Source organism: Sphingobacterium sp. SG20118 (assembly GCF_044740685.1).
In the GTDB taxonomy this organism is placed as follows: domain Bacteria; phylum Bacteroidota; class Bacteroidia; order Sphingobacteriales; family Sphingobacteriaceae; genus Sphingobacterium.
Window position 1 is genome coordinate 803349 of the sequence record NZ_CP172826.1, and the last position, 13298, is coordinate 816646.

Genomic DNA, 13298 nt, shown 5'->3' on the forward strand with positions numbered 1-13298 from the left:
TTATAATTATTGAACAGCAGATTGATTTAAAACAGCTCAATCTGACCACCATTGTCTGTTTGGATATCATCGGGATTTGTTATCTCTAATTTGATATCACTGGCGTCCGCAGGTTCTGTTGTTTTTTCTTCGTTTATTGCTGTAGTTTCTTCCGAAACAGGCGCAGCTGTTTCTTTAACGCTCAATGCTAAATCAATTTCTTCCGTTAGCAACTTCACATTTTTCACCGTATGGAATGAAAGTCGGTTACCCTGAGCTTTTATCCCCTTAACATCGATGATTTCGTTCAAGGGTTGATCCAAAGATTCCTCTATTTGCGACTTGCCTTTAAGAATGTCTAAATGAACGAGTGGATCTGTATTATTTGTCAATAAAATAAGTTTAGACCCTGGGTCATCATTAATAAACGACATCCCTTTTCCTACAGGAAGATCATCAAACTTGAATCTTTTCACATAATAGGTGCCCGACTTACCATCCTGATGAATGGCCGTATAGACATGATCAGGCATATATTTTTCGATACGAATCATTTTGTCATCGAAATAATTGCTCAAATCAAAATTGGACAATTCATACGACCCGTCAGATAGCACCATTAAAATCTTATCATCACCATCAAACTCACCCAAGTATTGACCTCTTTCATCCGCATTTAAGCGCTTCATGGTTTTATCAAACCAAATTTTGCGACCCGCTAACGTAGAGACACCAGCACTTTTGAATGTAATCTTTTTAACAGGATACTTCGACACGATATTTCCTTGAGAAGCACGGCCCTTTATTGCAATTTCAGCAAAATTCATATCAAAATTAAGTTTTCTTAATTTGGTATGTGGTTTTAGCTGAATGTTGACAATTTCAGCCTCACCGTTAGGGTTAGCAGTGAAATAGGTGACTTTAGAACCTTTAGAACCTTTGCTGATATCATATTCCTTATCGCGCGTAACACCAACAACTGAAAAACGCTTGATAAAACTTGTACCTGTATCGCCTTCTTTATAGATAGCATTGTAGATCGTCCTTTCATCGCCTTTTTTGAAGACTGCAACATGGATGATATCTTTTCCTACGAATACCTTGTCCTGAATTTTCGTGACGACATATTTACCATCAGAGCGGAACACAATGATATCATCGATATCGGAACAATCGCAAACAAACTCATCTTTCTTCATGCTCGAACCAATGAAACCCTCTTCACGGTTGACATAAAGTTTGGCATTTGCTAAGGCAACCTGAGTAGCCTCAACTTTATCGAATGCTCTTAATTCTGTTTTACGTTCACGTCCTTTACCATACTTCACACGCAGCCTCTCATACCAAGCAATCGCATATTCTGTTAGATTTTTAAGGTGGCGTTTGACATTTTTGATTTCCTCTTCTAAGGAAGCCATTTGATCATCCGCTTTCTTAACATCAAATCGCGTAATGCTACTCATCGGTTTATCGATCAGACGTTTGTAGTCTTCAGGAACGATAGCACGGTAGAAACTGCGAGAAGAAAGGCTCAAACAGACCGTCCAGTACTTCTACAACGGTATCAAAGTCTCCAGCATTTTCATAGGCTGAATGCTTATACATACCTTCTTGAATGAAAATCTTAAGTAAGGTGCTGAAGAATATTTTCTCAAGGAGATCATGTAACTTGATTTCCAGTTCTTGCTTTAAAAGATTCTTGGTATTATTGGTGTTCTCAATTAAGATATCATTAACGCTTAAAAAGTAAGGTTTATCTTTCTTGATGACACAGGTATTGGGAGAAATAGAAACTTCACAGGCCGTAAATGCAAACAAAGCGTCAATGGTTACATCAGGAGAGATACCTGGAGCCAAATGAACGATGATTTCCACAAATTCAGCCGTGTTATCTTCGATTTTCTTAATCTTGATTTTCCCTTTATCATTAGCCGCTACTACACTATCGATTAATCCACCAGTAGTGGTTCCAAAAGGAATTTCGGTAATGGCCAATGTTTTTTTATCGCGTTCTTCAATTTTGGCACGTACACGGATTTTTCCGCCACGCTGCCCTTCATTATAAGCAGAACAATCCGCCATTCCTCCTGTTGGGAAGTCGGGTAGGATATGAGGTCTTTCACCATGCAATACCTGGATAGATCCATCGATCAATTCCAAGAAGTTATGCGGCATGATCTTCGTCGCCAAACCTACGGCGATACCCTCAGCACCTTGGGCAAGTAATAAAGGGAATTTAACCGGTAAGGTAACCGGCTCCTTGTTACGACCATCATAGCTCAATTGCCAATTGGTAGTTTCCGGATTAAAGACCACATCCAAAGCGAATTTGGATAATCGGCCCTCAATATAACGAGGTGCTGCCGAAGCATCTCCAGTGATCGGGTCCCCCCAGTTTCCTTGACAGTCTATTAGTAGGTTTTTCTGACCTATCTGTACCATGGCATCACCAATGGAAGCATCACCGTGTGGGTGATATTTCATCGTGTTACCAATAACATTCGCTGCCTTATTGTATCTACCGTCATCCATTTCCTTTAATGAATGCAGGATACGGCGTTGTACAGGTTTGAACCCATCATTGATATGAGGTACTGCGCGATCTAAAATAACATAAGATGCATAGTCCAAAAACCAGTTTTCATACAAACCCGAAAGTGGGATTGTTTTACTATTATTTGTCTGTCCGTTATTTAATTCTTCTTGATTATCGTCTGCAGGATAGTTTGTTTCTTCACTCATGTAATCAATAATATGGTGTTTTTATTCTAATTTGCTGCAAAAAGAATAGATTTTTGCACGCGTAAAAATACGAAAAGCATTTCGTTTTATCCAATGGTAAAACAAATAGATTTATCCACAAAATGCCTGTGAAAATAAGTGCCTAAAACAGGATGAAAAGGGTTTATCGGTATGGCTTTAATTTGAAGCTGAAGCCAAATCATACCAATAACAATCGATACCCCATACGGTCAAATGAAAAGTGTCCGTTACTTTAAATCCGGCTTTTTCCAACACATTTCGAGATGCTTTATTGTCGATATCCGTCATGGCATGGAGCGGGAAATGGCTGAGGTGTTGATGGTAAAAGTCCATACAAGCGAGTGCCGCTTCTGTAGCATAACCTTTACCCCAAGTTTCTTTTCTAAAACGATATCCGAAATCTAAAAAATAGATTTTACCATTCGTCTCTTCATCCATAAATTTGAAACCTGTCCAACCGATAAATTGATTGGTCGATTTTTCAACTACCGCAACCCGAGCAGTACCATGCTGTTGGTATTGATCTAACAGATCCTCGATAACAAGTTTGGTATCTTCTATAGCGGTTGCAGGTTCCTTTTTTAAATAAGTATGGACCTCTGGTTGTGAATCCATCTCATAGAATCCCTGCAAGTCGTCCAATGTGATAGGGCGAATGATTAATCTTTCCGTTTCTAGTATAGGTAAGTATTTCATGTTATTGATATTTGGGACTAAAGTTAATAGAAATTAATGATCTTCAACAAGAATAGCTATTGGAGGATGTGGGTGTAAGGGAATGGACATTTGGATTGTGTCCAAATCCCATGAAATGTTTCGACCTGTGTTATGGATAGTTATTGACTATCCATAACACAGGTCGAAATGCTGAATAAAACAAACAGAATGTGTATTTCTTGATTATTTCTGATCAGGTAATTGCGGTGAAGAAGTATCTTCCGCTGACGATTCGTGAACCTTTTGCTTATACACTTTTTTCGGTTTTCGGACGATTCCCCACTTTTGTAGGAGTTCTTGTGTTGCATTGCGTTTAAGATGTTCCTTTTCCGGCTCACCAATTAAATAACCAATGGGTTCCATAGAAGGGATAGCATCAAAAATAACTTTAAGTGTAGCCGTCATAGGAAGTGCTAAAATTAAACCCGCCAATCCAAAGATCATCCCGCCCAACAAGATAGCAATGATAGCCATCAATGGGTTGATGCTTACCTTACCTCCAACAATATTTGGAGTTATGACATTACCTTCTAAAAATTGAACGACTTGGAAACCAGGCAATGACCCCAACGGCATAAAATCCAGTATCTTTTGTCGCTAAGGCAAAAAGTGCGGGTAATATGGATCCAATAGCGATACCGATATAAGGGAGTAGCATGAGTAAGGAAGCCAATGAGCCAAAAAACCAAGCGTACTGTATGCCCATTAACATCAGTCCAGCAGTGTTTAAAACGGCGACAATTCCCATCACAGTGACAAGTCCAAGGCAGTAACTTTGTACCACTTGGTAGATTTTACTTAACACACCGTGAATTTTTTTATTATCTGTGTTTTTAAAGGATTTAAAAAAGAACTCTTTAAAGAAGTCGCGGTAGTACAGTAGAAAGAAAATAAAGATAGGCACTAGGACTACTCCAGCCAACATACTTCCAATGGAACCAAATGCTGCCGAAATGTAGCCACCAACATTTTCTAGAACCCGATTACCTTGTTCTTGGACTTTCTCAATCACCTCACTTCGTTCTAATCCAAATTGTGATTGGACCCAATTTTGAATAGATTCTAACGCGACCAGCACCTTTTCTTGAATAGCGACAGCATCTTTTCCGATAATGATACTTTGGTGTATAATAAACCATAGCAACGTGCTGATAACCAAAATAGCCACAATGACAGCCATAATGGAAGCAAGTGCCTTCCCAAACCTTAATTTGTTTTCAAAAAAAGCGGCTACTGGGTAGAGCGTCATCGAAAGTATGATCGCAAAAAGTAAGGGAACCACTACGCTTTGCGTAACATATAAAAATCCAATAATTAGTGCTAATGCAAATAAGCTAGATGCGAGCTCAATTGAATAGGGTCTTTTTCCGGTTTTATTTTCCATATTAAAATTTGATAATAAACGATAGGGTGATATGCATTGGTAAACCAATTAATCTGTTTTTTTCTTAGAGCTAAATCCTTGCCAAAAAAACATGTATCCAAGTGCTATAACTAAGAATAGGGCATTAAAATACATCACCTGTGGTATACGTGTGATGATATCTTGATAATATAGCCCTGCAAATAATGCCCCTAAGCCAATACCTGCCTCCATGGAAATATACATTGTTGCCACTGCACGTCCACGTTGGTTGGGTTTTCCAAGGTCTATCGTCCAAGCATTGATTGCAGGAGATAAAATACCGGTCCCGATACCGTAAACACTCGCACCAAGCATTAATTTATTGAAAGAATCACCCTGACCGATTAAATATAAAGAAACACCAACTATGAATAATCCGACCATAATGACTTTGATCCGACCATATTTGTCTGATGCTTTTCCGGAAACAAAGCGGATTAAAATCGAAGCAATGGTGAATGCTGCAAAGAAAATTCCTTTATTGCTAAGATTGAGGTGGTCACTCCAATCCGGAATCAGCGTTAAAATTGCTCCAAATGCTGAGTAAGATAAAAAGGTGACAATTCCCGCAGGCAATACGCCAACATCAATAATATCTGTTCGTGATATCTTGAACATGGAGAGATTGAGCTTTTCTTTTTTTGTAATTGTCTCTTTCATATTCATCACAATGACAATAGAGAGTAGCGCAAAAAGGGAAGAACTATAAAACATGATGTTAATGCCATAATATTGGAATATGGCACTACCAATGGCTGGACCTACAGCACCCCCAATAGCAAAACAAAGACCATGCATACCCAGAGCCTCACCCCAACGTTCACGCGGAATGATATCGGCAACATAGGCAGAAGTTGCGGTTGGTTTAAAACCAGTTGAAAAACCATGTATCAATCTCAGTAGGAGAAAACCAGACACAGTCGTCAGGACTGGATACAGAAAACCACACAAGAAACAAACGATAGATCCGATTGCCATCACGGGTACACGTCCCCATCTATCGGTTAGCTTACCACTGAACGGCCGTGATATCCCAGCAGTTAATGTAAATAATGCAATGATTAAACCCTTATGTTCAGCACCCCCCATCTCACTTAAGTAGTTGGGCAATTCGGGAATGATCATATTGAAACTCGCAGAGAATAAAAGCGAGCTTAGACAAAGTAAGGCAAATTGTAATGTGTAAATGGATTTATTTTCCATCATAGTAGATGCGCTATTGTATGGTGTGAAAATGAATCGCCCTCTTTAATGTAAAGAAGGCGATATCTTATAATTTCTTTAATCTTGCTATTTCTGAACAAAAAATGGTGGTGGCCACAGCAACATTGAGCGATTCTGCCTCACCTATGCGCGGAATCGTAATGGGTTTGTCAACAAGAGCGATAATTTCATCAGAAATACCGTTACCCTCATTTCCCAATACAATAAATCCTTCGTTCGTCCAATCCGTATGGTAGATACTATCTCCATTCAATAAAGCCCCAAATACCGGAATTTTAGCCTCTAAAATGAAAGTCTTGAGATCAATATAATGAACTTGGGTCCGAGAAAGAGAACCCATTGTCGCTTGCACGACCTTTGGGTTGTACGCATCCACAGTGCCGATAGAGCAAATGATATGTTGAAAACCAAACCACTCTGCCGTTCGGATTATAGTTCCTAAATTTCCGGGGTCTTGGATATCATCCAATAGCAAGGTATGCTTTGCTTTGAAATCTAAGACATTTAATTCCGCTTGTTTCGGGATATGTACTAAAGCTAATATCCCTTGTGGAGATTTTAATGCACTGATTTTTTCAAATTCCTTTTCAGTCAGTACATAAGATTTTATATTTCCCGATATTTTACCCACTTTTGCGAGTACATCTTCTGTATAAAATATGCTGTCAACTTGATAAGAGGATGATAGGAATTCGATAACAGATTTTATTCCTTCGACAATAAAAAGACCATGTTGTTTGCGAAACTTTTTATTTTGAAGTGATGATATTAGAGTAATTTGTGCTTTTGACAACATTTTTTAATGATAAATAATCAACGCTTTTTAGCTTTTACAAGTATAGCGCTTTTGTTGCTAATTTTCACATCTTGCCGTTCAGCACGTTTCTTGAATGAGGACCAAGCATTGGTGGCACATGTGGATATAGAAGGGGTGAAGCCAGAATTAAAAGAAGCAGCAGCGCTTTATGTCTCCAATGATATCAGAGCAAATTCAAGGGTTAATTTATTTATTTATAATCTTTTTAATACTAAAAACGGGGAATATAAAAAACGTAATTTACGGAATGTAGGTGAAGCACCCCGTTTGTTGGATACGAGTTTAGTGGAGTTATCTGCGACACAAATTAAACGGTTTTTATTTTCAAAAGGTTATTTTGCCGCCAGTGTAGTTCCCGCTATTACGGTTAAAAATAAAAAAGCAACACTAGATTTCAATACCGTTTTGGGCGAACCCTATTACCTAAATAAAATCACCTATAATTTTGCTGATACTGCTGTTGCTGATCTCTACGCACGTGAAGTGAAGCCGAATGGGAGTATTATTGTAGGAAAGCAATACGATGCTGTCGATCTTATTACGGAAAGGGAAAAGCTATATCAAACCATGCGCAATCACGGTTATTTTGATTATATCCGTCAATACATGCGTGTAGCAGTAGATTCATCATCAAAAAAGCAACAGTTGAATCTTGAGCTCCAAGTTGAAAATCCAAGTGATTCTACGACGCATCAGGTCTATAAAATTGAAAATGTATTCGTCACGATTCGCAACTTTGGAACAGAAAAAAAGGAAATCAAAAAAACTTACGATAGCATCTCAAATATTCATTTCACAGACGAGACCAATAAATTTCGATTGAAACCATTAACACGGTATATGTACATCAAATCGGGAGAATTATACAATCTTTCGAAAGAAAACGCCTCTTACGACCGTCTGTATGAGATGAACGGATTTAGAAGTGTTAAAATCAATTACCAGAAGACCGATTCCAACCAATTGGATGTATTCTATGAGATGGTACCCCGGCCGTTGATGGGAAACCAAATCGAAGGAGAATTTACCTTGAGTTCAGGTATGAGTGGTTTTAATATCGGAAATACATTTTCGCATCGTAATATCTTTGGTGGAGCAGAATTGTTGGAAGTGAAATTACGATACGGAGTCTTATTTGATCCGAGACTTAGCGGTGGACTTTCCAACAAGATATTTAACAATGATTTTCAAATTGGTGTAAATCTAATCATACCACGATTAATGACACCTTTTCATGTGAATAACACGAGTCAATACGGATTAGCCAGGACGACCTTCTCTTCCAGTCTGCAAGTTTTCAATCAAGATGCCACTTATTCCAATCGATACTTTATCAATACCCTGAATTACTCTTGGTACGAATCTGAAAATAAATTTCACAGTTTTACACCGATTGTACTGGAATATAGACAAGGTCGGTTAAATGAAAATTTCGCACAGAATTTAATTGAGCAAGGTTATCTCTTATATGTAAGAAGTAACAATCGCGAATATTTTGGATTGGGTACACAGTATGCATTTACTTACAATGCCAAGAAGCTGACTAAAAAAGAGAATTTCAATTACTTCAAAGGTTCTGTAGATTTGAGTGGCAATGTATTGGATTTAATAAGTCGCGTCATCAAGTTTGATGAAAATTTAGACGGTGAAAAAAAGATCCTTGGTGTTCCTTACCTACAGTATGCTAAAACGGAGCTCGATTATCGGCTTTACCGAAATCTAGGCGGAAATAAACAATTTGTGTTCAGGATCAACCCGGGTATTGCCATACCTTATGGTAATAATTCGTCACTGATGATTTTTGAAAAAAGCTTTTACGGTGGTGGTATGAATGGTATGCGAGCTTGGCAAGCACGAACCTTAGGCCCTGGAAATTATAATCGTGCAAGTGTAAAGGAAGATCTAAGAGTGAATCTCCGCAATTTGGACCAACTGGGTGAGATTAAATTTGAAGGTAATGCCGAATACCGATTCCGGATATTAAACAGCTTCTTGGGAGCAAAGATGAATGGTGCTACTTTTGTTGATTTTGGAAACGTCTGGCGATTAAAAAAGAATGAATTAAATCCAGGCGGCGAGCTTAAGATGGATAAATTCTTAAAACAAATTGCAATAGGAACAGGGTTTGGATTGCGGTTCGATTCCGATTACTTTATTATCCGATTGGATGCTGGCTTGAAAGTGAAAGATCCTCAATTCGAAGGAAGTGATCAATGGGTATTAAAACATTTTTTCGACTCCAAGGAATTTAAGGATCAATATTATCAGACACATAGACCAGACCGTTATAATTTTATTCAATATAACTTTGGGATAGGGCTACCCTTTTAAATAATCAGATTTTTTATACTTGCGAAGATTGATTCGATTATAGAAGAAATATTTAAACCTTGCGAATGATTGAAGAAAAAGAAACCTATCGCGAGTATAATCGCAGTCAGCAATAACTTCTTAAATGCGTAAGCAATCAATAGGATGACAGCTGGGATAACCAAGAACATCAAGCCACTGATGGCAAATGCAGATAATCCTTTATCTGATTTGTAGATATAAAATAAGCGTGCCTTCGAATTTCCTTGATTCTTGTGTTTAAAAAAGACAAATGTCGACGATTCAATCCTATCATCAGGAACAGCGATTCCCTGATGGAACTGCAAATCTTGGGTAAAACCATTGATGCTGAATTTATAAGTACCATTGATACGTTCATTTGTGTTTTCAGCAGAATCTACTGCGATAATAGCCAGTTTACCATTGCGCGACAGATTTTCTTTTACCACAAAATTTTCTATTTTTTGAATTTGTGCCATCCCAAAAATTGGAAGGAGTAAGAAGAGAAATAATAACTTTTTCATCAGAAAAATTTGTTTTTAATAATGAGCATCAGTTTTCAATCGTATTATTGAACTCGTTTTACTCGATTTATCGGTCATGAATCTATTATGAGCCAAGTGCTTTTCTCAATTTTAATTGATCTGCGCTCATCATGGTTTCATTAAAAATTGTTTTCACTGCAATTTTAGACATTTTCTAGCTCTTTATAAAATAGATAGCCTTTAAAACTGAATAAATGTTTTTGTTATTTTATTTCCGAAACAATGAATAATTTGTACCTTTGTGGTACAAAAAAATAAAATCGAAATGGCAGAAACAGTACAACATAGAGAACCAAAAAAGACTGATAATAACGCAAATCAAACTCATTATTACAAGACTTTAGTAGTAGCTATCGTTTTAGGTCTTATAGGAGTATTCATTAGATTTGTACCAGATGTTTGCACAAGCCTTGATCAACATGTATCGATGTTTTCAACAATAGCAAATATTTGTGTGATCGTAGCAACTTTAATTGCATTTAGAACAGTTTTCGGAATTTTAGGATTCGGAAAAAATAAATAAATCAAGATAGATATATAGTAAACGTCAATTCAAATCGAGTTGACGTTTTTTTTATGCCTTTTTTTCATAACTCCTTAATTAAAAAAGGAGAGAGGACTGAGCCTCATTGATACATTTCGAACCTATAGGTAGAAATAGGTAAAGGATGGCTTAGGTCTGTTCTTTTGGCGTAATCAGGATGAAATTTGTCCTAATAAAAAAGGCGGTGTTTCTTATTTTAAGAAACACCGCCTTTTTTATATCGTATTGATAAGGATAGTTTATGCGAAGATCGACCATGTACTCCAAGGAATACGAGACAATATTAAAATTAATCCAAGAATGTAAAAAATCAATACTGTTTTATTTGCTTGCTTAGCATCAGTCAATTTTTTAGCTTTTGAATAACCAATTGTAATCAATACAATCGCGATAATCATTGTTAACGGATGTTCGATAATTTTAAAGCGCATCGTTGGATCTTTCATAATAGAGCCGGAGATCATGGATGGGTATTTTAATACGAAGAATAAAATCAATCCAATTAATAATTGCAAATGAGAGGCAATAAAACCTAAAAGAGCAATTTTTCTATTATACGGTTTATTACCTGAGAAGTTTACAAAGGTAATGATGATTGAAACAATCAGAGCTAACAATAAGATAATTGCTAATGTCGAGTGTAAGTGTAACATAATTTCTTCTTTAAATAATTCTTTGAATACAAAAGTATAAAATAACTAACGCTTTTCGCCTATTTCTTTAAATTCAGATTTATCTTTCCATTTTGGGAACGTAGCTTCTTGACTCAACGTATAACCAATATCAAAAAACAAGCGGATATCTGCTAGCATACCATCAAAATTCCATTCTGGAATGACCTCATCATTGACCGCATGGTAACGTCCAGCGAGTGCTTTTTTACGATCTGCTATAAGAGATGTATCTTGCTCGATATAGTCGCTACCACTTCCGGCATAGAGAGCAGGAACGCCCACCTTTGCAAAATTGAAATGATCGGAACGATAAAAGCCTCCAGAAACTCGGGTTTCCTTCAGCTTTCGTATAACGGTCAAATTTTAAAGCCGAACGTTCAGCATAATCGTCCATATCCGATTGGCCTTTACCAACGATCGATATATCTTTGGTTGCACCGGCGGCACTAAAAGCATCCATATTGATGTTGGCAACTGTTTTGTTCAACGCGTAAATCGGGTTTCTAACGTAATAATCAGAACCCAATAATCCATCTTCTTCTGAAGTTACTGCGAGAAATACAATGGAACGTTCAGGCGCTTTTTTTGCAGCTTTAAAAGCTTTAGCAATTTCAAATAATGCCGCGACACCAGCAGCATTATCAATGGCACCATTATAGATCGAATCACCATTCACCGCCTCACCAATACCTAGATGATCCCAATGGGCAGTATAGATAATGTATTCATCTTTGCGACTTTTACCTTCTAGAATCGCTATAACGTTATTGGATTTTGATTTCTTAATTTTATTGCTGACCTCGAAATCTGTTTTTATACCTAAAGGAATCGCCTTGAAACCTTTCTGCTTTGCCTTGTCTAATAACGAATCATCATATCCGGCCAATTTGAAGAGTTTGGAAGCACTTTCTGTAGATAACCAACCCTCAACTTGCGCGTATTTATTAGGCTCACTTACGTTGTCTAAATCCATTTGAGGAGCATTTCCCCAACCTGTTCGAATCACATTCCAACCGTAACTAGCTGCTTGGGTCTGATGGATGATCAGCACACCCGCGGCACCCTGACGTGCGGCTTCTTCATATTTATAGGTCCATCTACCGTAATAAGTCATGGTATCACCCTTAAAAAGAGTTTTATCATAATGCCCAGGATCATTGACCATAACCACAACGGTTTTCCCTTTCACGTCCAAGTCTTTGTAATCGTTCCAATCATATTCAGGCGCTACAATGCCGAATCCTGCAAAAACCAATGCTGTATTTTTCAATTCAACATGTTCCTGAAGACGACGACTGGTCACGACATAATCGGATAGATTGTGCAGGGTCATCTGATTTGAGTCAGACTTTAAGGTCAATAATACATTTGGAGTTGACGTAATTTCCACCATGGGCACTTCTTGGAAATAGCTCTTCCCATTTCCGGGTTTTAAGCCTAGTTTTTTATACTCAGCTGCTATATGTTGTGTCGCTAAGGTATCGCCTTTGGTAAATGGCTTGCGTCCTAAAAATTCATCCGAGGAAAGTTTTAGAATTTGAGCTTTATAACTTTTTTCTGTGACACTCTTCAGGGCATTGTGGTCTAATGTCGTTTGATTTTTTTGTGCAACAACCGACAAGGTCGATGCCATTAACATGCTTAATGCAATATGTTTAAATTGTTTTCTCATATTTACTTGATTTGGATAGGATCTACTTCAGCAATTGGGCTAAAGAGATAAACCTTATTGGTCATGATCTCGAGGCACCTGTAACGCTTCCTTATTTTTGACTGTTTTTGAAAGATACGACCATTCTTTAGTTTAAAATGCTCTTTTTCAGGGAGCATCTCTACCGTGAAAATTTGTTCCGATTGTTTATCAAATCGTTGTAGCGTTCTAAAAAGATGAAGGTCCGTACAACTTGAAGCAGCAGGGTTTTCTAAATATTTGACCACTGCATCTTTAATATCCTGTGGAAAGACCTCTAACTGTAAGAATGGGTCCATCAATTGTTTGAAATTATATTTCCATTCAATACCATGTGGCTTTACTTGATGTTTGAATTGTTGCCATGTTTTTAGATGTGCAAATTCATGAATCGTTGTGATTAAGAAAGCATAAGGATTCAGGTCATGATTGACAGATATGCGATGTCCTGCCCCACGATAAGGTGCTCTATAGTCACCAAATTTGGTGCTGCGAGACTTTGATATTTTTAATAAACATCCCGTATCATTGATCCATCTGGAAATAATGGGAGCGGCCACTTCTGGCATATATTTTCGCAATGTGCCACTATAATCTTCCATAGTACAA

General features: G+C 37.5%; 12 protein-coding genes and 1 pseudogene. 2 read left to right on the forward strand and 11 right to left on the reverse strand.

Annotated features, from left to right (window positions below; genetic code table 11):
- Positions 1–26: 26 nt before the first annotated feature.
- The 6 genes and pseudogenes from ACFX5U_RS03725 to ACFX5U_RS03750 form a co-directional block, all read right to left on the reverse strand.
- Positions 27–2721, reverse strand: a pseudogene (locus ACFX5U_RS03725) (DNA gyrase/topoisomerase IV subunit A).
- 177 nt (positions 2722–2898) lie between these two features.
- A complete protein-coding gene (locus tag ACFX5U_RS03730; protein ID WP_038696371.1) occupies positions 2899–3438 on the reverse strand; it encodes a GNAT family N-acetyltransferase in 540 nt (179 codons plus the stop codon).
- A gap of 204 nt (positions 3439–3642) precedes the next feature.
- Positions 3643–4035: an AI-2E family transporter gene (locus tag ACFX5U_RS03735; protein ID WP_400262541.1), complete on the reverse strand. Its 393-nt coding sequence runs from the start codon at positions 4033–4035 to the stop codon at positions 3643–3645.
- A complete protein-coding gene (locus ACFX5U_RS03740; RefSeq protein WP_400262542.1) occupies positions 3983–4843 on the reverse strand; it encodes an AI-2E family transporter in 861 nt (286 codons plus the stop codon). Before ACFX5U_RS03740 ends, ACFX5U_RS03735 begins: the two co-directional genes overlap by 53 nt.
- Before the next feature lie 48 nt (positions 4844–4891).
- On the reverse strand, positions 4892–6067 hold the full coding sequence (locus ACFX5U_RS03745) for an MFS transporter (RefSeq protein WP_400263564.1): 1176 nt from the start codon (positions 6065–6067) through the stop codon (positions 4892–4894).
- Between the two features lie 67 nt (positions 6068–6134).
- Positions 6135–6884, reverse strand: coding sequence for an RNA methyltransferase (locus ACFX5U_RS03750; protein WP_038696375.1), 750 nt, complete (start codon positions 6882–6884; stop codon positions 6135–6137).
- 6 nt (positions 6885–6890) lie between these two features.
- On the opposite strand from ACFX5U_RS03750, the gene ACFX5U_RS03755 reads away from it, so the two are divergent.
- Positions 6891–9236 carry a BamA/TamA family outer membrane protein gene (locus ACFX5U_RS03755; protein ID WP_400262543.1) on the forward strand — a complete coding sequence of 782 codons (2346 nt, stop codon included), beginning with the start codon at positions 6891–6893 and terminating at the stop codon, positions 9234–9236.
- On the opposite strand, the gene ACFX5U_RS03760 is transcribed toward ACFX5U_RS03755, so the two are convergent.
- Positions 9233–9760: a hypothetical protein gene (locus ACFX5U_RS03760; protein ID WP_038696379.1), complete on the reverse strand. Its 528-nt coding sequence runs from the start codon at positions 9758–9760 to the stop codon at positions 9233–9235. The two genes, ACFX5U_RS03755 and ACFX5U_RS03760, sit on opposite strands and share 4 nt — an antisense overlap.
- Before the next feature lie 286 nt (positions 9761–10046).
- Here ACFX5U_RS03760 and ACFX5U_RS03765 point away from each other — a divergent pair, with 286 nt between their 5' ends.
- Positions 10047–10304, forward strand: a complete 258-nt coding sequence (locus tag ACFX5U_RS03765) for a hypothetical protein (RefSeq protein WP_038696381.1) — start codon at positions 10047–10049, stop codon at positions 10302–10304.
- Positions 10305–10564: 260 nt separating this feature from the next.
- Here the strand turns inward: ACFX5U_RS03765 and ACFX5U_RS03770 are convergent, their stop codons facing one another.
- Genes ACFX5U_RS03770 through ACFX5U_RS03785 form a run of 4 tightly spaced genes read right to left on the reverse strand, consistent with a single transcriptional unit; the run spans position 10565 to position 13291 of the window.
- Positions 10565–10978, reverse strand: a complete 414-nt coding sequence (locus tag ACFX5U_RS03770) for a hypothetical protein (protein WP_038696383.1) — start codon at positions 10976–10978, stop codon at positions 10565–10567.
- 45 nt (positions 10979–11023) lie between these two features.
- Positions 11024–11281, reverse strand: coding sequence for a hypothetical protein (locus ACFX5U_RS03775; RefSeq protein WP_400262544.1), 258 nt, complete (start codon positions 11279–11281; stop codon positions 11024–11026).
- On the reverse strand, positions 11247–12671 hold the full coding sequence (locus ACFX5U_RS03780; RefSeq protein ID WP_400262545.1) for a M28 family metallopeptidase: 1425 nt from the start codon (positions 12669–12671) through the stop codon (positions 11247–11249). The genes ACFX5U_RS03775 and ACFX5U_RS03780 overlap by 35 nt, the downstream gene beginning before the upstream one ends.
- 2 nt (positions 12672–12673) lie before the next feature.
- Positions 12674–13291 carry a sprT domain-containing protein gene (locus ACFX5U_RS03785; RefSeq protein ID WP_400262546.1) on the reverse strand — a complete coding sequence of 206 codons (618 nt, stop codon included), beginning with the start codon at positions 13289–13291 and terminating at the stop codon, positions 12674–12676.
- Positions 13292–13298 lie beyond the last annotated feature (7 nt).

Coding starts and splice junctions, on each gene's coding strand:
- ACFX5U_RS03730 (WP_038696371.1), bottom strand. CDS start 3,438: ATGAAATACTTACCTATACTAGAAACGGAAAGATTAATCATTCGCCCT.
- ACFX5U_RS03780 (WP_400262545.1), bottom strand. CDS start 12,671: ATGAGAAAACAATTTAAACATATTGCATTAAGCATGTTAATGGCATCG.
- ACFX5U_RS03755 (WP_400262543.1), top strand. CDS start 6,891: ATGATAAATAATCAACGCTTTTTAGCTTTTACAAGTATAGCGCTTTTG.
- ACFX5U_RS03735 (WP_400262541.1), bottom strand. CDS start 4,035: ATGCCGTTGGGGTCATTGCCTGGTTTCCAAGTCGTTCAATTTTTAGAA.
- ACFX5U_RS03770 (WP_038696383.1), bottom strand. CDS start 10,978: ATGTTACACTTACACTCGACATTAGCAATTATCTTATTGTTAGCTCTG.
- ACFX5U_RS03760 (WP_038696379.1), bottom strand. CDS start 9,760: ATGAAAAAGTTATTATTTCTCTTCTTACTCCTTCCAATTTTTGGGATG.
- ACFX5U_RS03765 (WP_038696381.1), top strand. CDS start 10,047: ATGGCAGAAACAGTACAACATAGAGAACCAAAAAAGACTGATAATAAC.
- ACFX5U_RS03750 (WP_038696375.1), bottom strand. CDS start 6,884: ATGTTGTCAAAAGCACAAATTACTCTAATATCATCACTTCAAAATAAA.
- ACFX5U_RS03740 (WP_400262542.1), bottom strand. CDS start 4,843: ATGGAAAATAAAACCGGAAAAAGACCCTATTCAATTGAGCTCGCATCT.
- ACFX5U_RS03745 (WP_400263564.1), bottom strand. CDS start 6,067: ATGGAAAATAAATCCATTTACACATTACAATTTGCCTTACTTTGTCTA.
- ACFX5U_RS03785 (WP_400262546.1), bottom strand. CDS start 13,291: ATGGAAGATTATAGTGGCACATTGCGAAAATATATGCCAGAAGTGGCC.